Origin of the sequence: Vibrio cincinnatiensis DSM 19608 (assembly GCF_900167345.1) — a bacterium.
Classification (GTDB): domain Bacteria; phylum Pseudomonadota; class Gammaproteobacteria; order Enterobacterales; family Vibrionaceae; genus Vibrio; species Vibrio cincinnatiensis.
In genome coordinates, this window is the sequence record NZ_FUXB01000014.1 from 15,570 (window position 1) to 39,151 (window position 23,582).

Below are 23,582 nucleotides of genomic sequence, written 5' to 3' on the forward strand. Positions count from 1 at the left end.
CGCTATCTGTGATGAGGGGCGGCTTATCAACAATACCAACCGTTAAGCATCAAGTCGTGTGGGAAACGGTTATTTTAGTGTTGAATCGGAGATGAGCTCTCTTCACGAACATCAAACTCAACATGCCATTTTTGACCATTATCAGCAGCAATGGCTTCTAAGTAGAGCGTGCCTAATTCCGTTACTCGAGCCGCGAGAGTGACGGGCACGACGTCACCTTCACGACGCCCTTCTGAGACAGGAAGTGTGACTTGAATTTCTGGTAATTCTTCTAGCTCTCCGTCATTCCAGTAGTCAAGATGCACGCCTGCTTTATCTTCTCGGCGTACTGTTGAACCAAAAAATTGGAAATTCACGGGTTGGCCAATCACCAGACCAAATGCTTGGCTCGGCACATCAACACTGGAACCTTCTTCCATACCAAAAGGAGCCACACACAGCGCTTCCATAGGAGGAGCCATACCTGGAATCGCTGGCATCGCACTTTCAATACCGACATAGTAACTGGAAGCAATTCCACCACGGATACGAACACCTTGGCCTTGACGAACCTGACCGTAGTAAGCGGCCCCGCAGGCAACCGCAAGATCAAGATCAACGCCCGTTAAGCGTTTTGCCACTTGAACATTGGCATGTGTTAACCAGCCATTAATGGTTTGTTCAAGGCGGTTTGCTAATAGGGAGGATTTCAGTACCCCGCCATTAAATAACAGCACGCTGGGCTTGATGAAATTATTCATTGAACTCGTTGACTCATGTTCCATACCCGGAATCCCCCCCACAAATGGGTTGAATTCATCACTAGGCATGGCTTCATCTTGAGCCATCGCTTGTTTGGATAAAAAGGCGGCAATATGACGGGTGATCCCTGCATCTTGTGCATAAGGGAGGCCCATTTGTGTTAATGCCCCCCGGTTGCGTTGTTGTGGATGTTGATCAATCGTTACTGTAGGAAAGAAACCGTCAACCAAGATTTGCTGCACTTCTTGCTGGGTCAATTCCGTTTTCAACGTTGTGCCGAGCAGTTTAGAACCTCGGCTTGGTACTACGATAGGAACGGAGGACAATTCGGGGTCATTAAGTAATGCCTCTTTGGCATCTCGACAAGCATGGGTCATGGCTTGAATTTGCCATGGTTGTAACGTTTTCCCTTCTTTTGCCAGCTTTATTTTTAAATGGTAAGCGAGGGCAAGATCCATATTGTCACCCCCGAGCAGAATATGTTCACCGACAGCGATACGCTTTAAGCTCAGGTTGCCTTCTTCTTCCGTGACTTCAACTAAAGAAAGATCGGTGGTTCCACCACCAATATCCACCACTAGAACAATATCACCCACACTCACTTGATGACGCCACTGTTCATGACTGTTATCAATCCAGTTATAGAGGGCAGCTTGAGGTTCTTCTAACAGAGTCAGGTGTACAAAACCCACATTTCTGGCCGCTTCTGCGGTTAAATCACGAGCCGCAGGATCAAACGAGGCTGGCACTGTGATGGTCACGTCTTGCTCTGCTAACGGTGCGCTAGGATGCGCGTGATTCCACGCAGCTTGCAGATGCTCAAGATAAAACTCTGTTGCTTTAAGTGGTGAGATTTTCTCAACTTCTTCTGGGCTTCCTGCTGGTAGGAAGGCATCACGGCGATTGACACCGCCATGACATAACCAAGATTTGGCACTAGCGACTAAGCGAATCGGAGTTTTCGCCCCAAGATTACGCGCAATCGCACCCACTAAAGCTTTCGGTTCGTTCGTCCACGGCAGCACGCGGGCTGAGGTGTTCATTTCGTGTTCATGAGGCTGATAGAGAAAAGAGGCCAACTGAGAGCGCGACTCTACCGTTCCTGGTGCGGTTAATTGTGGAATGGGCAGCACTTGCACTCGAGCTTGTTCATCTTGAGTATCAATATATGACATCACGCAGTGAGTTGTTCCTAAGTCAATACCGACACTAAATTTTGCACTGGTTTGAGTGACTTCTGGGGTTAGATTGTTCATTACAACTCTACCTCGGCAGGAGCAATAACAGAGACATCATGATGTTCGGCTAATTGAGGTAGATTCATTGCCGTTGCTTTCCAGCCTTTATGAATTAAGGTTCCAGTAAAAGGGGCGTGTCCGGTAACATTTCCTACTAAGCGGATGGTTTGAGGGTTAAAGCCTTCTTCAATAGTAATCCGGCTCTCTTCTTCTTCCATTCGGATTGGTGTAAGAGTGAGATACTCTTTGAGGACTTTTTGACCGCCGGAATGAATCACGCGTGCGGCTGCGCCAACCTCTTCATCAGAAAAGGTGGTAAGGTCTTCTTGTAAAAAATCAATGAGCCGAGCTTCTTGCTGCATAATGGACAGCAATTGCATGGCAGAATCGGTTGCCGCGGTTGCCAATTGAGATTGGACTTCAACCACTTTTTCAATCACTTTCTCTACTTCAACGATCTTTTCAACCTCAACAATTTTCTCTACCGGTTTCTCAACCTCAATGATTTTTTCAACGGGTTTTTCAATGACTTTTTCTACGATCTTGGACTTTCTGCTGATAGAGACAATCAGTAGAAGTAGTGTGGATGCGGCAAGGCCGGCATGAAGCATATCGAAGGTGGTGGGAATCATAGCTAAATCGAAGTTCATGATGAATTCTCTGTCGTGTCCATAATCAACGATAAAAGAGAGGTTCTTTTATCTTCAATAGTCAGAATTAGGTAAAAACTTGGGGCTGATACTACCATATTCAAGGGTGATCACATGGATAAATACACGCTTATCTCCACTCGTTTATTTGTTAGTTGAACTTTTAATCAAATGGATCATGGGTTTCGTGAAAAATTCGTTTTTATTGTCAATATTTGGTTATGAACCCCGTTTGTTTTGCGCTACATCAAGGGAAATCGAGTGAGTTGTATTGACGCAGCCGAAGAGAGTCGGTAAAAACACTGCAAAATTTAGTTAAGGCGGAAAGATGCCCGATACGATAAAAAAACGTCTTCCTTTATTGGTTATGCTGGCGAACTTGGTGGTGACTGGGTTTATTGTTTCTATTGCGTATTTTGTCCAGCAAAGTTACAGCTCGGTTTTGTTTAATAATTTAGCCACTCGTCAGACTCTTCTAATACAGCAGTATATTGACAATGATATTCATTTGATTGGTTCGAGCGCGAATTTCATGCGGTCTACCTCTCTACAAGGGCAGGAAAACTTCCACTTCTTTGCTGAGAAAATTTTGCAAGATTCCGAAAGTTTGATTGGTTTACAGTGGTTAAGAAGAGTAGATAAAAAGGACTATCCGGCTTATGTTGACATGATGCGTATCCGTTATCCCAATTTTTATCTTTATACACAGATGGATAACAACGTCATTCTACCGGGGTATCATCTCAACGATCGGCCTATGTATGTTGTCGATAATATTTATCCGCATACTGCCACCAATCGATCACTGCTGGGGTTTTATTCCTCACATCCTCGTTTCCAAAAGATACTGTCGATGATCTTGATCTCAAAGCAACCGGGGGTATCCGATAAGATTCGCCTGCTGAAAGATGATCAGCGGGAGTTCTCTACCCATGATGGATTACTTATTTATTACCCGGTGTTTGATCTTCAAAATGAAACCCTCTCAGGCATGGTGGTCGGTGTTATTCGATTGTCTACCTATGTTAAACGCTTGATTAAGGCAACGGTATCGAGTGAGCTCTTCATGATGCGTGTGATTGATAAGGGGTTGGATAACGATACAGACAGCTTGCTTTACTCAAGCCCTAATTGGCGAGACGAGGGGAGAATGAAGGTTAGCAGGGTCATTAATTTACCCAATCGACAATGGGTGGTTGAATTTCATTTACCAGAAGCGTTAACTTCCAATGATCGTTGGGTACTGTTTGGTTTAGGCAGTGGTGGCGTCATTATTAGTTTACTACTTGGTGTGGTGACTCTTTTATTAACTCGTGAAAAAGCTGTTCTTAATGAGATGCTCGAAAAACGAACGGCCGAGTTAAAGTTTTTGGTAGAGCATGACAGCTTAACGGGGATATATAATCGTCGAGCATTTAACCGACTTTTTCCTCTTTATATTCGGGATAAAAAAGCGTTTTCTCTGGTGAGCTTTGATATCGATTATTTTAAGCAAATCAATGATAACTACAGCCATTTAGCAGGAGACAAAATTCTGCTCGATGTCGTTCAGGTAGTGAAGACGCACTTAAATATTAAAGACGTATTTGTTCGTACGGGTGGGGATGAATTTGTCATTTTGTGTTCCATCACAGATAACGTTTCTTTGTATGAATACCTTGAGCAGTTACGGCAATTAATCGAAAAAAGCCAGTTTGAATATAACGGCCATGAGATAACCTTATCGCTCAGTATTGGGGCGGTGGTGAATAACGCCTACACCGAGCAAGAACTATTGCAAAAAGTTGATGCACAAGTGTACAAAAGTAAAGCAAGAGGGCGGAATAGTGTTTCGATTGAAGAGTAATTCACCGCTTGATCGTCGAATTTTCACTAAAAGTTCGGTAAGATGGCGCGCTTTATGTTTGGTCAAATAAGCTGGATAGAGGCATGAATCATAACCGAGTGGTGTGTTTTGACTTAGAAATGTGCTGTTGGAACGAAAATGGCTTAGGCACAACAGGCGAAATCATTGAAATTGGTTTAGCAGAAATTGACCTGACCGCTAATAAAATAGTCAAGCGTGCCCAATATTATGTCAAACCAGTGAATGATGAGATATCGGCTTTTTGTGTTGAATTAACGGGGATCACACCGCGTAAAATCGCCAAACAGGGGCGACCATTAGCTGACGTTCTGCAATCGATGGTGAAAAATTTTGGGGGCAACAATAAGATCTACGCTTGTTGGGGAAGAGATGATCGCATCTTATATAAAGAGTGTAAAAGCAAAGGGTTAGCCATGCCTTTTCAAGAATGTTTAAATTTAGCGACACTTTACCGGATCCAGCACCGAATGAAAGACAAGCGTATAGGGCATCGAGCCGCTCAAGAAGCGAAAGGGATAGTATGGGAAGGTCGTCAGCATTCAGGGTATGTCGATGCCTATAACCTTGCCAAATTAGCACTTACCATGTTGTAAACAGAATGAAACCGTATTAACGGTTGGTTTGTTGATCGACAACCAGTAATTTTGCACGGATAAACTGGCTGTGATCGACGTAAAGGAGTTCTGCCGTTTTACGAATCACCGCATCTTCTAGCGGATCAATATCACCATCACTATGAGCCACCTCCCACATGGCTTTAATCAGATCAAAACGTGTTTCTTGGCTTAAACTACGGAGTTGAGAAGTGTATTCGTAGAGTGATGCCGACTGACGAATCTGCTGTTCTGATTGAGTCACTAGCTGTTGTGCTTCTTCGGCATTAATACCTAGTAACCGCTCTAGCAGTGCCCGTTTAGCTTGGCGTTCGGTTGAGCTAATTTGGTGATCGGCTCCGGCGACTTCGCTGAGTAAACAAGCCATTGCAAAGTTTGGGCTAGGTGCTTGCTGGCTGAGATCTTGCCCATCAAGTAATTGCTTAAAAAGGGTAGTGATTGTGTTAAACATGGTCGTCTTGCCTTTGCTTTCAGTGTCTTTTTGTCTATTGGATAGTTTTATTGAGACTCAGTTCCCATTTTTCAAGCTTTAAGAAGAGGCTCTTTATCAACACTGTTTTAGATATGTTCACCTATCATCTCGATAAACTCTGCGCTGGTATGTTCATGGGCGGCAAGAAGCAAGGCCAGTAAAGCTTCAACTTTTTCTCGTTGTAGGCTCTCTTCGCGTAGTATTTGCGCAAGTTGATAGCGGATGAGTTCAAGTTCATGCTCGACAAATCCGCGGCCTTCTTCTTCTCCTTCCTCTTCTTGTGGTGCATTGTCAAACTGCAAAAATAGCAGTTCGCCATCCAACTGAGTACCGACTAATTGTTCAGGTAGCCAAAGCTCACCCATAACAATGTCTGGGTCACAGTCGCTGGGGAGATCATCTAATCGTTGTTTGAGTTCAGAAGCTTTCACAGTCTTGTCTATTTAGTCATACCTAGGGTTATTCTAGCGGCCAATGGCAAAGAAAACTAAGCTTTCTATCATCAATCAAGCATAAGAGGGAAATAATTATCAAGTGGGTGGATTATTAAGAGGTGGTGCCCGGCTTGAATGTTGGCCCTCCGAGGGTGTTACGGTGTTTTTCTCAATTCAGGCAGGAAGAGAGGGTATGTTTCCATACCCTCTGGTCGCCAATTACAACACGATTTCAGTCAATTGGGATTTTGCTGATTCAATGCCTTTTGACGCGGAATCTTCACCCATATTTAGTGCTTCTGCATAAGCAAATTGAACATCGGTCATACCGACAAAGCCTAAAATGGTTTTTAAATAAGGCGTTACGTTATCTGTTGCACTGTCTTTATGAATGCCACCACGGGTGGTGATCACAACCACTTTTTTACCTGTAATCAACCCTTGTACACCTGCTTCAGTATATTTAAACGTCACCCCAGCACGAGCAATTAAGTCAAACCAGTTTTTGAGTTGTGTTGGTATCGTGAAGTTATACATTGGCGCGGCAATCACGATCGTATCTGCGGCATTGATTTCAGCAATTAACGTGTCAGATAACTCGACGACCTTTTGTTGTTCTTCTGAAAGGTCTTCCGTTGCACGAAGTGCCGTTGCGACAGAAAAGTCCAGCACTGGGAGCGGGTTTGCGGCTAAGTCACGAATCTGTAGATCGTCGGTATCAAATTGGCTTAAATAAGCATCCAGTAATTTACTTGATTGAGAATATTCACCAAGGATGCTGGATTTTAGAGCAAGTATACGAGACATGTTTTTTTCCTTTTCTGTTTGAGCACGTTGACGGCGTGATGCTCTGTCATCATGTTGATGTGGCTATAGTAAGCCCTACGTCTGGGTAATATAAGTCGGTAAATTTGCTTAACTCATTCAAAAAATTTGAAGATAAAAAATCACCTGTGGAGACCTAAAGGTGAAGAGGTCACTTGACGATAACTCTGTGATACAATTCGCACAGTATTATAGACAAATAAGAATAGGTAACGCTTTGACTCAGTCACAGCCTCACTCAGAAGCGCGTAGCGAAGCAAACAGCGCTCACTCACTGCAACAAGCCCTCAAACAATGCTTAATCAAAGACCGTTTTCGACTCAATAAGCGGATTGTGGGGGCGAGTAAAATCCGTAAAGAATCGGCTCGTCATGCGGTATTTGATGAAATCGCTTTAGATATTGCCCGCTCTATGTTGGTGGTTCAGCAGCGCATGGAGCAAAAGATGACGATTGATTACCCTGAACTTTTACCTGTCAGTCAAAAACGTGATGAAATAGCGAAAGCCATTGCTGACCATCAAGTCGTGATTGTTGCGGGGGAAACGGGGTCGGGCAAAACCACTCAGTTACCTAAAATTTGTGCCGAGCTCGGGCGTGGAAAATATGGGTTAATCGGTCATACTCAGCCACGCCGCTTAGCGGCTCGTTCGGTGGCAACTCGAATTGCTCAAGAGATGGAAACAGAACTGGGCGGTTTTGTGGGGTATAAAGTCCGTTTTAATGATCAAATTTCAGATAAAACCCAAATCAAACTGATGACTGACGGTATTTTGCTGGCAGAAATTCAGCATGATCGTTATCTCAATCAGTATGACACCATTATTATTGATGAAGCCCATGAGCGCAGTTTAAATATTGATTTCATTCTTGGGTATCTCAAACAACTCTTGCCTCGTCGCCCAGATTTAAAAGTGATTATCACCTCGGCGACGATTGATCCTGAACGCTTTTCCAAGCATTTTTCTAACGCCCCCATCATTGAAGTCTCTGGCCGAACTTATCCAGTGGATACCCGCTATCGCCCCTTAGTTGGTGATGATGATAGCGACCGTGATCAATTGGAAAGCATTTTTGATGCGGTAGATGAACTGTGCGCTGAAGGTTTGGGCGATATTTTGATCTTCATGAATGGAGAGCGGGAGATTCGTGATACGGCTGATGCGCTCTCAAAACGTCACTTACGAGATACGGAAATTGTGCCTTTGTATGCTCGCTTATCCGCTGGAGAACAGAATAAGATTTTTCAGCCACACACGGGGCGACGTATTGTTCTTGCCACCAATGTGGCGGAAACTTCGTTAACCGTTCCGGGGATTAAATATGTGATTGACCCGGGTACGGCCAGGATAAGCCGTTATAGCTACCGAACAAAAGTGCAACGCTTACCCATAGAACCCATTTCTCAAGCCAGTGCGAATCAACGAAAAGGTCGCTGTGGGCGTGTAGAAGCGGGGGTTTGTATTCGCCTTTATTCGGAAGAGGATTTTCTTTCCCGTCCGGAATTTACCGATCCTGAGATTCTGCGAACTAATCTGGCCTCAGTCATTTTACAAATGACTGCCCTTGGCTTAGGTGACATTGATGCATTCCCTTTTGTTGAAGCTCCCGATAAACGCAATATTCAAGATGGCGTGCGCCTATTGGAAGAATTAGGCGCAATCAATATTGATGCCATTGATCCCAAAAAACGCTTAACTGAAATGGGGCGTAAGCTCGCTCGTTTACCTATTGACCCTCGTTTAGCTCGGATGGTACTCGAAGCGCCACACTTAGGCTGTTTGAAAGAGGTAATGGTCATTGCTTCGGCATTATCTATTCAAGATCCTCGGGAGTGGCCGAGCGACAAGCAACAAGCCTCTGATGAAAAACATCGGCGCTTTGTTGATGAAGAATCCGACTTTTTAACCTTGGTTAATCTGTGGAACTACCTTCAGCAGCAACAAAAAGCACTAAGCAGTAATCCGTTTCGTCGTCAGTGTAAGCAAGACTACCTCAATTATTTACGGGTTCGAGAGTGGCAAGATGTTTACTTCCAAATCCATCAAGCGATGCGAGAAATGGATTATAAACTTAACGACGAGCCCGGTAGTTATCAAGCGGTACATAGCGCAATTTTGGTGGGTTTGCTGTCACATATTGGTAGCAAAGATGCAGAAAAAAATGATTACCAAGGGTCGCGTAATGCCCGTTTCCATATTTTCCCCGCCTCAGGACTCTTTAAAAAACAGCCCAAATGGGTGATGAGTGCAGAATTGGTGGAAACGTCGAAACTGTGGGCAAGAATGGTGGCGAAAATTCAACCAGAATGGATTGAGCCTTTAGCAAAACATTTGATTAAACGCAGTTATAGCGAGCCCCATTGGTCGAAAAAACAAGCCGCGGTGATGGCTTATGAAAAAGTGATGTTGTACGGCATTCCCATTGTGGCAAAGCGGTTAGTCAATTATGGTCATATTGATGCGACTTTAAGCCGAGAAATTTTTATCCGTAGTGCTCTGGTGGAAGGCGATTGGGAAACAAAACATGCGTTTTTCAAACAAAACCGTTCACTGTTGTTGGAAGTCGAAGAATTAGAACATAAATCTCGTCGCCGAGATATTTTGGTTGATGATGAAGAGCTGTTCCAATTTTACGATCAGCGAGTGGGAACGGAAGTCGTTTCTGGTCGTCATTTTGATGCGTGGTGGAAAAAAACTCGCCAAACTCAGCCAGACTTACTCAGTTTTGAAAAAGAGATGCTCTTTAAAGGGGATGCCAGCCATGTGACTGAGCTCGATTACCCTAACTTCTGGTATCAAAATGGCATTAAGTTGAAATTGAGTTACCAGTTTGAACCGGGAGAGGACAGTGACGGCGTCACGGTTCATATCCCACTGCCTATCCTTAACCAAATTGAAGCGGCGGGCTTTGACTGGCAAATTCCGGGATTACGTCATGAATTGGTGGTGAGCTTAATTAAGTCATTACCTAAAACGTTACGTAAAAATTTTGTGCCTGCGCCTAACTATACCGACGCATTTCTAGCACGAGTTACCCCAATGGAGTTACCTCTGCTCGATGCATTAGAGAAAGAGCTGCGCCGGATGACAGGCGTAGCGATTCAACGTGAAGATTGGAACTGGGCACAAGTTCCAGATCACTTAAAAGTGACGTACCGCGTTGTTGATCATCGCCATCGCAAATTAAATGAGAGCAAAGATTTATATGCACTTAAAGAGGCTTTGAAAGAGAAAGTGCAACAAACCCTTTCACAAGTGGCGGATGACGATATTGAGCAGAAAAACTTACATACTTGGTCATTTGGGGCGTTGCCTCAGGTATATCAACAAAAGCGAGGAGGCTTTGACGTTAAGGCTTATCCCGCATTAGTGGATAATAAAGAGAGCATCGAGATCAAGTTATTTGAAACCGAGCATGAGCAGCAGCGAGCGATGCAAGCTGGACAACGGCGATTAATTTTGCTTAACGTCCCTTCACCGATCAAGTATTTGCACGCGAATTTGCCTAATAAATCTAAACTGGGATTATATTTTAATCCTTATGGCAAGGTATTAGACCTGATTGACGACTGCATTGCTTGTGGCGTTGATAAGCTGATTGAAGAGCAAGGTGGACTTGTTTGGCAACCGGAAGCTTTTGAAGCCTTAAAAGAACACGTTCGGGCTGAACTAGGGGATACGGTTGTTGCGATTGCTCAGCAAGTGGAAACGATTTTAACGACGGCTTACAACATTAATAAGCGGCTTAAAGGAAAAATCGATTTTACGATGGCATTTGCACTATCAGATATCAAAGCTCAAATGGAAGGGCTAATTTTTAAAGGCTTTGCGACAGAGTGTGGTTATCAACGCTTGCCTGATATATTGCGCTATATGAAAGCGATTGAACGGAGAATGGAAAAGTTACCGATTGATCCGAATAAAGATCGACTTCATATGTTAAAAATTGAATCGGTTAGCCATAGTTATAAAGCTTTGCTCAATAAGATACCGAAAGGGGGCGTGGTCCCTGATGCGGTGAAAGACATCCGTTGGATGATTGAAGAATTGAGAGTCAGCTATTTTGCTCAGCAATTAGGCACACCTTACCCGATTTCGGATAAGCGGATAATACAGGCGATAGATGCCTGCTAGTGGTACTTATGGTGTGTTTAATGATAAATGTATCTTTTAGGGACCTTGTTTCTTGAGGTCACTAGGGGATGACTCTATAATTTGTCGAAGGTGGTGTATCCTCCTAACTTGAAGCAGCAAGAGAGGGTGCTATGCTTACTTGTGCCACTTCAAGTTATTAGGATAGAAATAGGCTAGCATGATGCAGCCTTATAATGATAAAAGGTTTATTATGAAAAAAACTCTTCTTGCACTGGCATTGATTGGTGCATCTTCAACGGCGATGGCAGATGCACTGATTTATGCGGGAGCTTCTGTGGGGCAGTCAGACTATCGTGGTGATACCAGCACCGCTTACAACTTCCACGTGGGTACGGGTATTCTGCCTTTTTTTGCTGTTGAAGGTGGCTATAGTGACTTTGGTGACTTTAAAGTCGGCGGTCTTAAAACTTCGGCATCAACCATGTATGCTGCATTAAAACCTAGCATCGATCTTGGACCTTTACATGTTTATGCCCGCGGTGGTGTCCACTCTTGGAAAACTGAAATCGGTGGACGAAAAGATGATGATGGTATCGATGTAATGTACGGTATCGGTGCTGAATATCATGTGATGGGGCCTTTCTCTATTGGGGCGGGTTACCATCGATATACGCTTGATAAGCACGATGTTAAAGTGCTCTCTTTTAATGCGACCTTTCACTTTTTATAAAGACATGGCTTAACGCTTTTTCTCCTCAGTATTGGTTTTCTCTACCGATACTGAGGGTTTCTCATTCATCACGATTTCGTTATGTTAACCAGTGGCTGAAGGCAACTCTTGACCAGTGGGTAATAATATAGTCAATCAACGCTTGTGTTCTTTCGGGTAAAAAACGCCGTTGAGGATGTAACAAGTACACATCAGCCCCTTCCATTTGCCATTCTGGGAGTAATGGGACCAATTTACCGAGGTTCACTTCTTGGGTAATCAACCCTTTGGGTAATCGAGCTACGCCCATATCCATCAGTGTCGCATTGATGATGGTATCCAGTTCTTCAGAGCCAAGCCTAGGTTTTGGCATAAACTGAAATCGTTCGCCACTCTGGGTATGTAAAAATACCCATGCCTGTTTAGTATTAAGTGTGAGTAACGGTAAGCTAAGTAACTGTTCAGGGTGCTGAAGGTTGAGCGAGTGAGCGTAGGCTGCCGAAGCGCATAATAGAGAAGGATTACTGGCCAGTTTTCTGGCTACCCATTCAGATTGAGGTTGCGGGCCAAAGCGTAGAGCAATATCGAGATCGTGTCGTGTGAAATAATCCATACCGGCTCCGACTTGAATGTTGATATTGACTTTAGGGTGCTGTTGACAAAATTCTAAGGCGAGTGGGCTGAGTTGATGACGAATAGGAATAATCGGTGCGTTGATCACTATATCTCCCCGGTATTCACGCTTCGCCCGCAGGGCTTGATCTTGTTTGTTTTCCAGTTCGGCAAAAAGTTCAGCATAAGTATCAAACAGATGCTCTCCTTCTTTTGTCAAAACGATTTCTTTACTGTTACGAATCAATAAAATACTGCCAATATCTTGTTCAAGTTGCTGGATTCGCCGACTTAAGGTACTGCTAGAAATTGTTTTTTGCTTTGCCGCTAGGGTAAAGCTACCACAGCGAACGACCGCGAGAAAAAGTGCAAGATCATCAAGTTTCATTCTTCATCCCATTATTGCAATTAACTATCCCATTCTATCCTATTTTAGAGATATTGCGATTAGGGTATCTTGTTGGGTCTATCTCATTTTATTAGCCTAGAGGGGAATATGCCAAGCGACTCAACCTATACCGATAAGCCCAAAATTATTTTTGCTAGTGTGGCGCTGGTGATTGCTTTAGGTTCATTGGAGAAAAGTATTGTAACGACACCTCTGGCTTTAATTGGGGAAGAATTATCTGCGGGCGAATCACTCACTTGGGTGATCACTGCTTATTTATTATCTGCGACGGCTGTATTACCCGTCTATGGTAAGTTAAGCGATCTGTTTGGTCGTGTTCGTATGCTTAATACCAGCATTCTTATCTTTATGCTGGGTTCTGCGCTATGTACCTTTGCGTTTGATCTACCTACCTTAATTGGTGCTCGCGTTATTCAAGGTGTCGGAGGGGGTGGGTTAATTGCTTTGGCTTTTACTGTTATTGCCGATTCGATTCCTCCGCGTGAAGTCGGAAAATATCAAGGCTATATCTCGGCGGTTTATGCAGTATCGAGTATTGCGGGGCCTTTATTGGGTGGGTATTTTGCTGAGCATTTGACCTGGCGTTGGGTTTTTGGCATCAACTTACCTTTAGGCGTGCTAGCGCTGTTTATGGTTAATCGATATCTGCGCCACCTTAATCGACGCCGACAGAGTCGTTTTGACTGGATGGGAGCAGGCTTACTGATGATAGCCACGACCATGTTGTTATTACTGCTTTCTTCACATTCCTTTATGCCAAGTGGGTGGGGGGCATTCATCCTCCTTGTCAGTGTGTTGGGATTAATTGTGGTGGAAAGGCAGGTGAGTGATCCCATTCTTCCCGCTAGGTTGGCTCGTTTGCCAAACTACTTAATATCGATTGTGCTCATTATGGGCTCACAGATGTTGATGTTTGCACTGCTAGTCTATTTGCCGCTACAGCTTCAATGGCAGAAAGGTTTCTCGCCATCGCAAAGTGGTACCATCATGGTGGTATTTATGTTTTGTATCACGGCGGGGGCTTATGTGGGAGGGAAGCTTGTTTCAAAGCATGGACGTTATAAGTTGCAAGTCACGCTTGGTTTTGTCTTGGCAATGGCAGGATTATGGCAGATTCATTACGATGTATGGGTGAAATTTGCCCTGGGTTTTGCGGGGATAGGACTTGGCTTAACCCTACCTGCGCTGAGTGTGGTTGTTCAAAGTGTACTTCCTGCACGAGATCGCGGCATTGGTATGTCACTGTATAACTTTGGACGTGAATTGGGTGGGGCATTAGGCGTGGCATTTTGTTCTGCTCTGTTTTATTGGCGTGTTCCACAAGAAGTGATTGTTAGTGAGCAAGGGGGGAAATTAGGTGATGCTAGTTATCCTATTCTGGCTCAAGGGTTTAGCTTGGTGTATATCGGCATGAGCTTATTAGCTTTATGTGCCGTGTTATTGACACTCAGTCGTTTGAGTAAAGATGCCTTGATGGTGACTGAAAAATCGAGGTGACTTCCTCGTTTCATGTGACTGGCTCGATGAGCATGAGCGGGCTTTCCCTTGTTTTCGTTGAGCCTTTACTTGCGTTTTGGCTACTTATCAGCTTATCACATGTGGTATTTCCTTTTGCTTCGCCATGGATGGCGATATTTTCATCACTCCTTCGATCTTTACGCTATCTGGAGCATATGGTGGTGTTCTTTCATTCGCCATTCCGATAGAATTGCAGCACGATATCTTAATTAATATGACAACAATGTCTTCTTTTGTGCTAGCTTCCGCTCAATTGAGTGATTTAGAACAGCTTAATCAATTAATGTACGAGCTACATGATGAGCATCACCAATCTTCTCCAGAATACTTCAAAACAGCACAAGAAATAGAACAAGAAAAGAGTATTGCTCGTTATCTTGATGATCCTCAATGTTTGGTCTACGTAGCGAAACGCGATGAAAAAATTATTGGTTTTATCACTGGACATTTTTGTGAGCTGATTTCAACCGTCAGTAAACCTATTCTAATGGGAAGCCTTGATGAACTTTATGTTGATCCTGTTTATCGTCAACAAGGGGTTGCCCGTGAGTTGCTTCTTCATTTAGAAAAGACGTTTATTCTTTATGGGGTGAAAGAGATTTTTGTTGAAGTCTGGGCGTTTAATCAAGCAGCGCTGCAGCTTTATCAAGCGACAGGGTTTGTCCATCATATCCATTGGTTACGTAAATCTGTGCCACATGACCAGTAAAACTCACCCTATCACTGCGATTTATCATGAGAAGAGTCATGAGCCAGAAAGAAAATAAGTGTTATCAAATGGATTGGTCATGGTCTTTATTGAGCGTTATCTTTTTCCTTGTCACCTTTACCTATACCTCTGAGGCTTTTGCTTCAGAGGCTCCTCGAGGGGCTTTATGTCTCATTCGGGCAAACGATAAAATGGTGATCACTCATGAGATCATCACCCAAAAACTATCACTGCCAGGAGGCACTATCGAAAAAGGGGAGACGCCAGAGCAAGCGGCTCAACGTGAAACGTGGGAAGAAACGGGGCTGGTTGTCACCGTGGGTGAACGGCTGGGAGAAACGCCGACGGCGATTGTTTTTGATTGTGTCAGTGATTCAGAGATTGTTAAATTTCGTTATGTCAACGCGTTAGGTGGAGAGGTATTACCGTTATGGTTTGCGCCCGATTATGGGGTGGAAGTATCGGATGCTATGCTCATTCATCCTTCTCGTATCTCGGCTAGCCAATATCGCTATCCCGAACAATGGTCATTCATTGGAGAGTTTTTTACCAAGGCCACTCACCAGTCAACCCGAACGGTTGATGAATTGATTAAAGCGGCCCCTTCTTTTCATCAACTTGAGTTAGGTTGGATGCGCAGTGTGCAATATTGGTCGGCAGCATGGCCGCATTCCGTCAAAAGTGGTTTTGATTCAATATGGGTGTTGATTGCGAGCTTAGCGTCTCCGTTGCTCGGTATTGCGCTTTTTCCTTGGCTGTATTGGAAAAATGGAAAGGTATTCTGTTATAAGGCTTTTTTTTCTGTCGCCACCACTTCTTTGCTGTGCTTAGTCGCGCAGCAAGGTTTTTCTTTACCCGGTCCGTACGCGTATGCGCCAGATGTTCTGAAAGTCGCGCATTATGGTTTTGGCTTCCCAAATTTGTCGATTGCCGTTTGGACAAGCTTGGTGGTGCTTTGGTTATTAGAAAAAGACCAAGTACAAATCAACAGCACAACGATCCTTGGTGCTTTCTCTATTTTAGGGCTCGGTTTTGCTCAGTTTTATTTAGGTCGTGCGTTCATCACGGATATGTTAGTGGGAGGGGTATTAGGGCTTTTGGTTACTTGGCATATTGTGCGATTTTATAGCCAACCCGAGGTGAATATTAATCAGCTACTATGTTCGCATAAGGTTTGGTTTTCAATGACCTTGTGTGCCGCCTTATTTGTCTATCTTTGGTCTCACCCTATTTTTTTAGCCTGGCTATTGGTGCTTATTGCGGTCTCTCTCTTGGTGGTTACCGGCCATAAAGAACAAACCGAGGTCAGTCGCCCGTTTCTTATTTTGATCGCTATTATCTTATTGCTGACCAGCCAGTTACTCTCTTTGCTTGCTCATTTCGTTTCATCAAGTGGTATCGCATCGTTATTGGTACAAGTCTTTTATTATCCTATTTTAATTATGACGTTTACGCTTTTACTAAGGGTTGGTCAGTTTTTGAATAAGAGAACCTGCTAATGTTTAGAGGATAAGGTTGGCGAACAAGCAAACAATTCTTTGAGACAAAGAGGCTTCGCATAGTAATAACCTTGGTGTAATTTTACTCCTTTTGCTTTTAGGTATTCAGCCTGATAAGCGTGTTCAATGCCTTCGGCAATGATTTCAACATTTAACTGATGGGCGAGCTCAATAATGCTATTTAAGACAGGGGCATTAATGGAATCCACACCTATGGTATCGGTAAAGCATTTATCGATTTTTAGGCAGTCGAAGGTAATATCTTGCAATACAGAGAGTGCAGTACGCCCTGTACCAAAATCATCGATAGCGATAATAATTCCTGCGTTGCGTAGTGGCTTGAGCACTTGTTTGCCTTGTTCATCCAAGAGTTGACGCTCTGTTATCTCAACCGTGAGTTGGAGCCCTTTTTCAGAGAGGGTGTTTGAGCACTTAATCAATCGCTTAATATGATTTTGAGATGATAAATAACTGGGTGGAACATTAATACCGATATGCAGACCCAGCGCCGTTGGGAAAGAAGAAATATCTTGCTCGACCTGTTTCAACACATAATCGGTGAGTTTATTAATCAAACCATATTCTTCTGCTATGGGGATAAAGCTATCTGGGGTAATAAAGCCTAACTTAGGGTTAACCCAACGAATGAGGGCTTCATAGCCATGAATTTCTCCTGAATCTGTCATGACAATGGGTTGATAAACCAAAAATAATTCATGTCGTTCTAGCCCTTTTTTCAAATCATCTAACAGACTGGTTCTTCGGTTTTGAAAGTAAATAATGGAGAAAATCAACAGAGAGAGCGCGAAAAACACCGGGATAGCACTTAAAAGATAAAAAGTGATTTGCTCAGAAGCAAATTGATTACTGGCAACAACTTGTAAGGAGAAACGCTGTTGAGGAGAGGAAACTAACACACTGTGACGCTGCGTTACAAAATGGCTGTTTGGCGGGTAATAGTCATCGCCAACTTTAACAATCAGCTTTTCAATTCGGTTGTCAGCCTGATAACCCAAGTAGGCTTCTATATATTTTTGGTCCACAACCGACACCGCCCCTCGATAGGGGGTGTGTTTATCAGAATCGATGACGAGTAAGGTGCGTTTCCATGAGTTATTCGGCAAGTCAAAGAAACGCTCTTTTGTCGTCACAATACCATCTGGATAGTATTGGCTGACATCAGATTGCATTTCTCCTCGCTTGGAAGAGCAAACAATCTGTTGGTTTTCTATGATAAACATTTCACGAAGTAAGCTTTCAAATAGCAGTTCCTCTTGGATTTGATCGCAATTCTTGCTGCCATACAGAGCTTTCTTGTTCTCACTGTGCAGATCGAATATTAACGTTTCAATACGGGCAGCATAGGCATTGGCGATATTGTGTAACTGATGTTGAATACTGTCTAAACTAGAGCAATAAGCATAAATAAAGAGGAGAGGGAAAGGCAAAAGGCAAGTGATGAACACTTTTAGAAGCCATCGTTTTTTACTATTTTGCAATCCCTTTTTCATTTTTTTGTTCCGAGTTCTTAAAAATGATACGTTTTGTGTATAGGTTGCGCAGTATAGTGGATGAACCCACGAATAAAAAGCCTAATAAATGAATAGAATGCCAGATTTTATATATCTACCGGCGAGGAAATTGGAGGAAATGGCAGTGAGTCAGGCTAGAAGCGCTCTCTGCTCAGGAATATCTCAGTTTCCTTCAACACTATTCATTGCATACCCACTCGTCTAATTGCATAATCAGCGATAATTTTTAGAGGTGGGTCACACATTGTTGGGACTGAATGTAATGAGAGCATTACCGTGTTAGATGCGATGAAAACACTATACCGAAAGTTATTTGAGCTAGAACAGTGGCGCATCGGAGTGGTTGATCAGACCTTAGCTGAGGTTTTTCAACGGGGTATTCGTTCTGAGCAAGTGACATGGTTTCCTTGTCATCAATATGATTTTGTTGCCGATCCTTTTCTCTTCTCCCTCAAGGGGAAGCCTTATCTTGCTTGTGAAATTTTTAATTACTTCTCTGCTAAAGGGAAACTGAGATGCTATGACCTTAATGGACAAGAATATCCTTTTTTTGATGAGGTGAATCGAGTCAAAGGCCATAAATCTTATCCATTAGTTTTTGAACATGATGGGGAAATCTACTTAATCCCAGAAACGAGTGATCTAAACGCGGTCTCTCTTTACCAATTTGATGATCAGAAGCAAAGGTTTATCTGGCAGCGGCATTTGATTGAAGGTAAGGATTTTGTGGATACTTCTATTGTTCAAGAGGATGGCTATTGGTATTTATTCACCTCATCGGCGCAAGATCCATATACTCAACGTTTATTCGTCTCAGAAGCATTGACGGGCGTTTTTTCTGAGCATCCTCAGTCTCCCATTTGTTGTCACCGCTTAGGTGGCCGTAATGGAGGCGCCATTTTGCGGGATCATCATCAACTTTATCGGTTTGGACAAAATGGGGTGGGAGGGTATGGAAAAAGCTTGTTGGTGATCAAAATTGAGCGGTTGACGCCCACACAGTATCAGGAGTCGGTCGTTCGTGAGTTAACCGGAGTGAGCCCTTATGCTGACGGCCTACATACGTTTGCTTATTCTGGTGAACATATGGTAGTTGATGCGAAAAAGCATACCTATTTTTTGAGTAATCTTTTTAAGAAAATCGTGTTTAAATGCTTGGAACGATTGAATATTGAACGTCGCTACCACTGATCTCAATGCAGGAGTCGTGGTAGCGTTATTCTCAATCGATGAATCGGCTTGGCCAATCTGAAAAAATCGCATCCACCTGTTTGAGATGAGCAAATGCACTTGGCTCATTGACGGTATAGCACCAAATTTGATAGCCATGCTCCCGCAAATAATCAATATGTTTTTGGGTTATCCAGCGATAGTTGAGGTTGGCACTAAAAGCATTGACTTCATGCAGTACATCCTTGTCTTTGTGAGAAAGACGCTCACTCAGTACGCCGAGCCTGTATCCTGGGCAGTGTTGATGCAGTTCGCGGATAATGTCATGGCTAAAACTAGAAAGCAGCAGTTTTTCTTGGGATAAGGGGCTACGATCCAGTTGTACTTTAAGCTGGCTAGCGACTTGAGCCACGTCATGCTTATCCACTTTGACTTCAATATTGAGCCCTAGTTGGTGAGCGGCCGACAGTTCCAGCAGCTCTTGCAGTGTCATAATGGATTCACCACTAAATTGAGGTTGGAACCAACCACCAAAATCAAATTGACGTAGCTCGGCTAACGTGTAGGCATCAACCCGTCCTTTCCCATTACTACAGCGGTTAATGGTATGATCATGGCAGACAACCAAAATGTTATCTTTGGTTGGTTGAACATCAATTTCTACCCAAGACAGTCCCAAATCAATCGCCGCTTGTACGCTAACTCGGGTATTTTCGGGATGGCTTCCGGCCACACCTCGGTGGCCGACAATAATAGGAGACATAATGCATCCTTAAGCTGTTAACATCGTTGATGAAGGAACGACCATTTCGATGTGGTGATGGTGAGTTAACCGAGTGAGATCTGCCGTCACCTGATCTACAAATAGACGTTGTATTTCAGACAGTTTACCACTAACTACGGGAGCATAACGTCCTAATTTACTTTTGTCTGCCACTAACCAACATTGCTGACTTTGCTCAATAATAGCTCGAGTTAAACACGCTTCTTCTGGCGTGAAATCCAGCAATTGCCCTTTATCATTAAGCCCGCCTACACCAAAAATACCAATTTTAAGATTAAATCGACGATAAAAGTCAGTGGCGGACTCTCCAACCGTATCTTCATCCGAAGGGCGGACGGCTCCACCAGCTAAATGAACAGAAATATTGGGGTTTCGGCTCAATATTAAGGCCGCATTGAGGTTATTGGTGACTACCGTTAACCCTGGATGATCTAATAAAGCATGAGCCACATGTTTTGGCGTGGTTCCAATACCTAGAAAAATGCTACAGCCTTCAGGCAGTTCGCTCACCACTTTTTGAGCAATGCTTTGTTTAGCGGATAAATGAATAAGCTCACGATTGGTAAAAGAGAGATTATCATTGGCGCTCGGCAGGGATATCCCCCCATGCACTCGGCGCACCATTCCTTTGTCACTGAGATCATTCATATCTTTGCGAATGGTTTGCACAGAAACATCAAAATGTTTTGATAGTAATGTGCTGGATAGAACACCGTGTGCTTGTTGCAAGTATTCTAGAATTTGTTTTTGTCGGGTCGATAAGCTCACATCAATCCTTATGCAATGGCACGTTTTGTAAGAGAGGTTGGACACAAACGCTTGCCTTGCTCATCAAAGAGGTGCAAGTGGTCAAGGGCGATTGATAAGGTGAGGGGTTCATGCAGGTTTAATGGCATTTCAGGGGTGACGGCAATAAAGCCAGCTTGAGTATCTAACCCGATAATGTGTCCGTGCACTAATTGATTTGGCCCTAATGGCTCGATAACATGAATCTTTAAAGCTAGGGCCAGCTTATCTTGAACATGAGTCAGTTCCGCATGTTCAGGGCGAATCCCTAAGGTTAATGACTGTGCACTAAGCCCTTGGTATTGGGGAAGATAAACGTGTTGGCCGGCAATGTGTAAGTGACCATTTTTTAGCTGAGCGGGAAGAAAGTTCATGGCCGGACTTCCGATAAAACTGGCAACAAAGGTACTGGCTGGTTGGTGATAAACCTCCGAAGGAGTACCGATTTGTTCAATATTGCCTTGTTTGAGAACGACAATACGATCAGCCAGTGTCATCGCCTCTACTTGATCATGGGTAACGTAAACACTGGTGACCCCTAATTTACGTTGCAGTTTCTTGATTTCTAGCCGCATATGAGCGCGCAGTGCGGCATCCAAATTAGATAGCGGTTCGTCAAATAAAAAGAGTTGAGGATCTCGAACAATCGCTCGGCCCATGGCGACTCGTTGCCGTTGTCCTCCCGAAAGCTTGGATGGTTTACGGGATAAATACTCTTCAATTTTGAGGGTTTTGGCAACGTGATGAATCTTTTCTTCAATGGTTTTCTTATCGACACCGCGATTTTTTAATCCATAAGCGAGGTTATCGTACACACTCATATGTGGGTAAAGTGCATAGTTCTGAAACACCATCGCAATATCTCGTTTGGCGGGTTTTTCTGTATCGACGCGTCGGCCTGCCAAATGAATCTCACCATCAGAGATGGGCTCTAGCCCTGCAATTGATCGTAAAATCGATGATTTTCCACAACCGGATGGGCCAACAAGTACGATAAACTCACCTTGTTGGATAGAAAGATCCACACCTTTTACGGCACGGTGACCATTTTCGTAGGTTTTGACCAGTTGTTTAATTTCAAGCATCATGTTATTGGGTTCCTGAGCGGGAGTGCTTGGTACTAAATGAATTGCGGTATTATTTTTCACTTTCGATGAGTCCTTTGACAAACCAACGTTGGAAGATAACGACCACCAAAACGGGCGGAAGCATGGCTAATATGACCATGGCAAAAGCGTAGTCATAACGCGGTAAATTGGTTTCATTGATGTTATTCAGAATTTGTTTTATGCCCATCACGATGGTGTTGTAGTGTTCATCAGTGGTCATCATGATTGGCCATAAATATTGATTCCATCCCACCACAAACATAATGATGAAAATGGCGGCCATCATGGTTTTGGATAGGGGGAGTAAGATGTCGATGAAAAAGCGAATCGGCCCTGCATTATCAAGCTGTGCGGCCTCCATGAGCTCATCGGGAATGGTTTTAAAAAATTGACGGAAAAAGAAGGTCGCGGTTGCCGATGCGATCAAAGGTAGAATTAACCCGGTGTAACTGTTGAGCATCCCTAGGCTGGAGACGACTTCATAAGAAGGAATAATCCGTACTTCTAAAGGTAAAAGTAAGGTCACAAAAATCAGCCAAAACCAAGCCGTGGCATAGGGGAGGCGAAAATAGACGAGGGCAAAGGCGGCCATTATGGAGATAATGATTTTACCAATAGCAAATCCCAACCCCATAATCATAGAGTTTGCGATCATCGTACTCGCGGTAACATTTCCAGCGAAACCTAAACTTTTATTCCATGCCTCTTCGTAAATGGCTGCGGTGTGATGACCTAACCCCCATTGCAGCCCTTCACTGATAATGGTGTTTGGATGATGGGTTGAGCTGGCGAAAATCAACCAGATGGGGATCAGCATAAACAAAGCACCTGCGATCAGTATCAAGTGGTCTGATAATTTATTACTTTTCATGATCAAGCCCTGTGTTTAGTAGTGGACACGTTTTTCAACAAATCGAAATTGAATGAAGGTCAGCGTGAGAACTAACACTAACAACACCACCGATTGTGCGGAACTTCCGCCTAAATCGGCACCGACAAAACCATCCCGATACACTTTATAAACTAAAGAGGTTGTACTCCCACCAGGGCCACCATTGGTCATGGTGTCGATAACACCGAAGGTGTCAAAAAAGGCGTAGGTGAGGTTAATTACCAGTAGGAAAAAACCCGTTGGCGCTAACAGAGGGAAGGTGATGGTCCAAAAACGTTTCGTATCACTGATGCAGTCTAATGTAGCGGCTTCTTTAACCGCGTAAGAGATAGATTGCAGCCCCGCCAGAAAATAGACGAAATTCACTGCGACTTGTTTCCAGACAGAGACCAAAATCAGCGCAACAGTGGCATCAACAGGGTCGGTTTGCACACTGAATTGCCAACCAAGCTGAGCAAAAAGCTCGGTCAAAATACCGATGTGCGGATTAAACAAAAAGCCACCGATGATCCCTGCGACAGCAGGGGCTACAGCGTAAACCCACGTTAATGTCACCTTATATGAGCCTTGGCCGTGAATAATATTATCGGCTTTGACCGCCAGTAATAGAGCGATAGCGAGAGACAAAAAAGACACCAAGATGGAAAACAGCACAGTAAAACCGAGTGATGATAAGTATTCTTTGGATTGAAAAAGCATCTGATAGTTTTCAAACCAAACAAAAGTCGAGGATATTCCCCAAGGATCTTCTAACATAAAAGAGAGATAAATCGCTTTGGCCGCTGGGTAAATAAAGAAAATTGCAATGATCACGATCTGCGGTGCCAGCAAGAGATAAGGCAAAGGCGAGTGTAGAAATTGTTGTCGACGTTCCACAAGTTTTTCCATTAATAAGCCATCAGGAATAACCCCACAG

Annotated in this window: 20 protein-coding genes; 8 read left to right on the top strand and 12 right to left on the bottom strand. The window is 43.6% G+C overall.

What is annotated here, in order from left to right; translation table 11 throughout:
• Positions 1–74: 74 nt before the first annotated feature.
• Together B5D54_RS13045 and B5D54_RS13050 are read right to left on the bottom strand one after the other, a co-directional pair.
• Positions 75–1,997, bottom strand: coding sequence for an Hsp70 family protein (locus B5D54_RS13045; protein ID WP_078926994.1), 1,923 nt, complete (start codon positions 1,995–1,997; stop codon positions 75–77).
• Positions 1,997–2,629 carry a DUF2760 domain-containing protein gene (locus B5D54_RS13050; RefSeq protein ID WP_078926995.1) on the bottom strand — a complete coding sequence of 211 codons (633 nt, stop codon included), beginning with the start codon at positions 2,627–2,629 and terminating at the stop codon, positions 1,997–1,999. The genes B5D54_RS13045 and B5D54_RS13050 overlap by 1 nt, the downstream gene beginning before the upstream one ends.
• Before the next feature lie 328 nt (positions 2,630–2,957).
• Here B5D54_RS13050 and B5D54_RS13055 point away from each other — a divergent pair, with 328 nt between their 5' ends.
• Positions 2,958–4,475 carry a sensor domain-containing diguanylate cyclase gene (locus B5D54_RS13055; protein ID WP_078926996.1) on the top strand — a complete coding sequence of 506 codons (1,518 nt, stop codon included), beginning with the start codon at positions 2,958–2,960 and terminating at the stop codon, positions 4,473–4,475.
• An 83-nt stretch (positions 4,476–4,558) separates the two neighbouring features.
• Entirely contained in the window at positions 4,559–5,089 is a 531-nt protein-coding gene (locus B5D54_RS13060; RefSeq protein ID WP_078926997.1) for a 3'-5' exonuclease, read from the top strand.
• A gap of 16 nt (positions 5,090–5,105) precedes the next feature.
• On the opposite strand, the gene B5D54_RS13065 is transcribed toward B5D54_RS13060, so the two are convergent.
• The 3 genes from B5D54_RS13065 to B5D54_RS13075 form a co-directional block, all read right to left on the bottom strand.
• Positions 5,106–5,561, bottom strand: coding sequence for a tellurite resistance TerB family protein (locus B5D54_RS13065; RefSeq protein WP_078926998.1), 456 nt, complete (start codon positions 5,559–5,561; stop codon positions 5,106–5,108).
• A 107-nt stretch (positions 5,562–5,668) separates the two neighbouring features.
• Complete coding sequence (locus B5D54_RS13070; protein WP_078926999.1) at positions 5,669–6,013, bottom strand: VC1380 family protein; 345 nt, start codon at positions 6,011–6,013, stop codon at positions 5,669–5,671.
• A 222-nt stretch (positions 6,014–6,235) separates the two neighbouring features.
• Positions 6,236–6,823: an FMN-dependent NADH-azoreductase gene (locus tag B5D54_RS13075; RefSeq protein ID WP_078927000.1), complete on the bottom strand. Its 588-nt coding sequence runs from the start codon at positions 6,821–6,823 to the stop codon at positions 6,236–6,238.
• 235 nt (positions 6,824–7,058) lie between these two features.
• Here B5D54_RS13075 and hrpA point away from each other — a divergent pair, with 235 nt between their 5' ends.
• On the top strand, positions 7,059–10,976 hold the full coding sequence (gene hrpA, locus B5D54_RS13080; RefSeq protein ID WP_078927001.1) for an ATP-dependent RNA helicase HrpA: 3,918 nt from the start codon (positions 7,059–7,061) through the stop codon (positions 10,974–10,976).
• A 211-nt stretch (positions 10,977–11,187) separates the two neighbouring features.
• Positions 11,188–11,667, top strand: a complete 480-nt coding sequence (locus tag B5D54_RS13085) for an outer membrane beta-barrel protein (protein ID WP_078927077.1) — start codon at positions 11,188–11,190, stop codon at positions 11,665–11,667.
• Between the two features lie 79 nt (positions 11,668–11,746).
• Here the strand turns inward: B5D54_RS13085 and B5D54_RS13090 are convergent, their stop codons facing one another.
• The gene (locus tag B5D54_RS13090) at positions 11,747–12,646 is read right to left on the bottom strand and encodes a LysR family transcriptional regulator (protein ID WP_078927002.1); all 900 of its coding nucleotides are present in this window, start codon (positions 12,644–12,646) and stop codon (positions 11,747–11,749) included.
• A 108-nt stretch (positions 12,647–12,754) separates the two neighbouring features.
• Between B5D54_RS13090 and B5D54_RS13095 the strand changes: the two genes are divergently transcribed.
• The 3 genes from B5D54_RS13095 (at position 12,755) to B5D54_RS13105 (ending at position 16,393) form a co-directional block, all read left to right on the top strand.
• Positions 12,755–14,164, top strand: coding sequence for an MDR family MFS transporter (locus tag B5D54_RS13095; RefSeq protein WP_078927003.1), 1,410 nt, complete (start codon positions 12,755–12,757; stop codon positions 14,162–14,164).
• A gap of 244 nt (positions 14,165–14,408) precedes the next feature.
• Entirely contained in the window at positions 14,409–14,894 is a 486-nt protein-coding gene (locus tag B5D54_RS13100) for a GNAT family N-acetyltransferase (RefSeq protein WP_078927078.1), read from the top strand.
• A 38-nt stretch (positions 14,895–14,932) separates the two neighbouring features.
• Positions 14,933–16,393, top strand: coding sequence for an NUDIX hydrolase (locus B5D54_RS13105; protein ID WP_229601056.1), 1,461 nt, complete (start codon positions 14,933–14,935; stop codon positions 16,391–16,393).
• Here the strand turns inward: B5D54_RS13105 and B5D54_RS13110 are convergent.
• The gene (locus B5D54_RS13110; protein WP_229601057.1) at positions 16,390–17,904 is read right to left on the bottom strand and encodes an EAL domain-containing protein; all 1,515 of its coding nucleotides are present in this window, start codon (positions 17,902–17,904) and stop codon (positions 16,390–16,392) included. The genes B5D54_RS13105 and B5D54_RS13110 overlap by 4 nt on opposite strands.
• A 309-nt stretch (positions 17,905–18,213) precedes the next feature.
• Between B5D54_RS13110 and B5D54_RS13115 the strand changes: the two genes are divergently transcribed.
• On the top strand, positions 18,214–19,116 hold the full coding sequence (locus B5D54_RS13115) for a glucosamine inositolphosphorylceramide transferase family protein (RefSeq protein ID WP_242004489.1): 903 nt from the start codon (positions 18,214–18,216) through the stop codon (positions 19,114–19,116).
• Positions 19,117–19,147: 31 nt separating this feature from the next.
• Here B5D54_RS13115 and B5D54_RS13120 read toward each other — a convergent pair whose 3' ends face one another.
• Genes B5D54_RS13120 through B5D54_RS13140 form a run of 5 tightly spaced genes read right to left on the bottom strand, consistent with a single transcriptional unit; the run spans position 19,148 to position 23,542 of the window.
• A complete protein-coding gene (locus B5D54_RS13120) occupies positions 19,148–19,858 on the bottom strand; it encodes a glycerophosphoryl diester phosphodiesterase (protein WP_078927005.1) in 711 nt (236 codons plus the stop codon).
• A 9-nt stretch (positions 19,859–19,867) separates the two neighbouring features.
• Positions 19,868–20,647, bottom strand: coding sequence for a DeoR/GlpR family DNA-binding transcription regulator (locus B5D54_RS13125; RefSeq protein ID WP_078927006.1), 780 nt, complete (start codon positions 20,645–20,647; stop codon positions 19,868–19,870).
• Positions 20,648–20,655: 8 nt separating this feature from the next.
• Complete coding sequence (ugpC, locus tag B5D54_RS13130; RefSeq protein ID WP_078927081.1) at positions 20,656–21,750, bottom strand: sn-glycerol-3-phosphate ABC transporter ATP-binding protein UgpC; 1,095 nt, start codon at positions 21,748–21,750, stop codon at positions 20,656–20,658.
• 52 nt (positions 21,751–21,802) lie between these two features.
• Entirely contained in the window at positions 21,803–22,645 is an 843-nt protein-coding gene (gene ugpE, locus B5D54_RS13135; protein WP_078927007.1) for a sn-glycerol-3-phosphate ABC transporter permease UgpE, read from the bottom strand.
• A gap of 15 nt (positions 22,646–22,660) precedes the next feature.
• Positions 22,661–23,542, bottom strand: a complete 882-nt coding sequence (locus B5D54_RS13140) for an ABC transporter permease subunit (RefSeq protein ID WP_078927082.1) — start codon at positions 23,540–23,542, stop codon at positions 22,661–22,663.
• Positions 23,543–23,582 lie beyond the last annotated feature (40 nt).

Coding starts and splice junctions, on each gene's coding strand:
- B5D54_RS13075 (WP_078927000.1), bottom strand. CDS start 6,823: ATGTCTCGTATACTTGCTCTAAAATCCAGCATCCTTGGTGAATATTCT.
- B5D54_RS13045 (WP_078926994.1), bottom strand. CDS start 1,997: ATGAACAATCTAACCCCAGAAGTCACTCAAACCAGTGCAAAATTTAGT.
- ugpC (WP_078927081.1), bottom strand. CDS start 21,750: ATGCTTGAAATTAAACAACTGGTCAAAACCTACGAAAATGGTCACCGT.
- ugpE (WP_078927007.1), bottom strand. CDS start 22,645: ATGAAAAGTAATAAATTATCAGACCACTTGATACTGATCGCAGGTGCT.
- B5D54_RS13060 (WP_078926997.1), top strand. CDS start 4,559: ATGAATCATAACCGAGTGGTGTGTTTTGACTTAGAAATGTGCTGTTGG.
- B5D54_RS13115 (WP_242004489.1), top strand. CDS start 18,214: ATGAAAACACTATACCGAAAGTTATTTGAGCTAGAACAGTGGCGCATC.
- B5D54_RS13055 (WP_078926996.1), top strand. CDS start 2,958: ATGCCCGATACGATAAAAAAACGTCTTCCTTTATTGGTTATGCTGGCG.
- B5D54_RS13090 (WP_078927002.1), bottom strand. CDS start 12,646: ATGAAACTTGATGATCTTGCACTTTTTCTCGCGGTCGTTCGCTGTGGT.
- B5D54_RS13050 (WP_078926995.1), bottom strand. CDS start 2,629: ATGAACTTCGATTTAGCTATGATTCCCACCACCTTCGATATGCTTCAT.
- B5D54_RS13085 (WP_078927077.1), top strand. CDS start 11,188: ATGAAAAAAACTCTTCTTGCACTGGCATTGATTGGTGCATCTTCAACG.
- B5D54_RS13065 (WP_078926998.1), bottom strand. CDS start 5,561: ATGTTTAACACAATCACTACCCTTTTTAAGCAATTACTTGATGGGCAA.
- B5D54_RS13110 (WP_229601057.1), bottom strand. CDS start 17,904: ATGAAAAAGGGATTGCAAAATAGTAAAAAACGATGGCTTCTAAAAGTG.
- B5D54_RS13120 (WP_078927005.1), bottom strand. CDS start 19,858: ATGTCTCCTATTATTGTCGGCCACCGAGGTGTGGCCGGAAGCCATCCC.
- B5D54_RS13105 (WP_229601056.1), top strand. CDS start 14,933: ATGAGCCAGAAAGAAAATAAGTGTTATCAAATGGATTGGTCATGGTCT.
- B5D54_RS13100 (WP_078927078.1), top strand. CDS start 14,409: ATGTCTTCTTTTGTGCTAGCTTCCGCTCAATTGAGTGATTTAGAACAG.
- B5D54_RS13095 (WP_078927003.1), top strand. CDS start 12,755: ATGCCAAGCGACTCAACCTATACCGATAAGCCCAAAATTATTTTTGCT.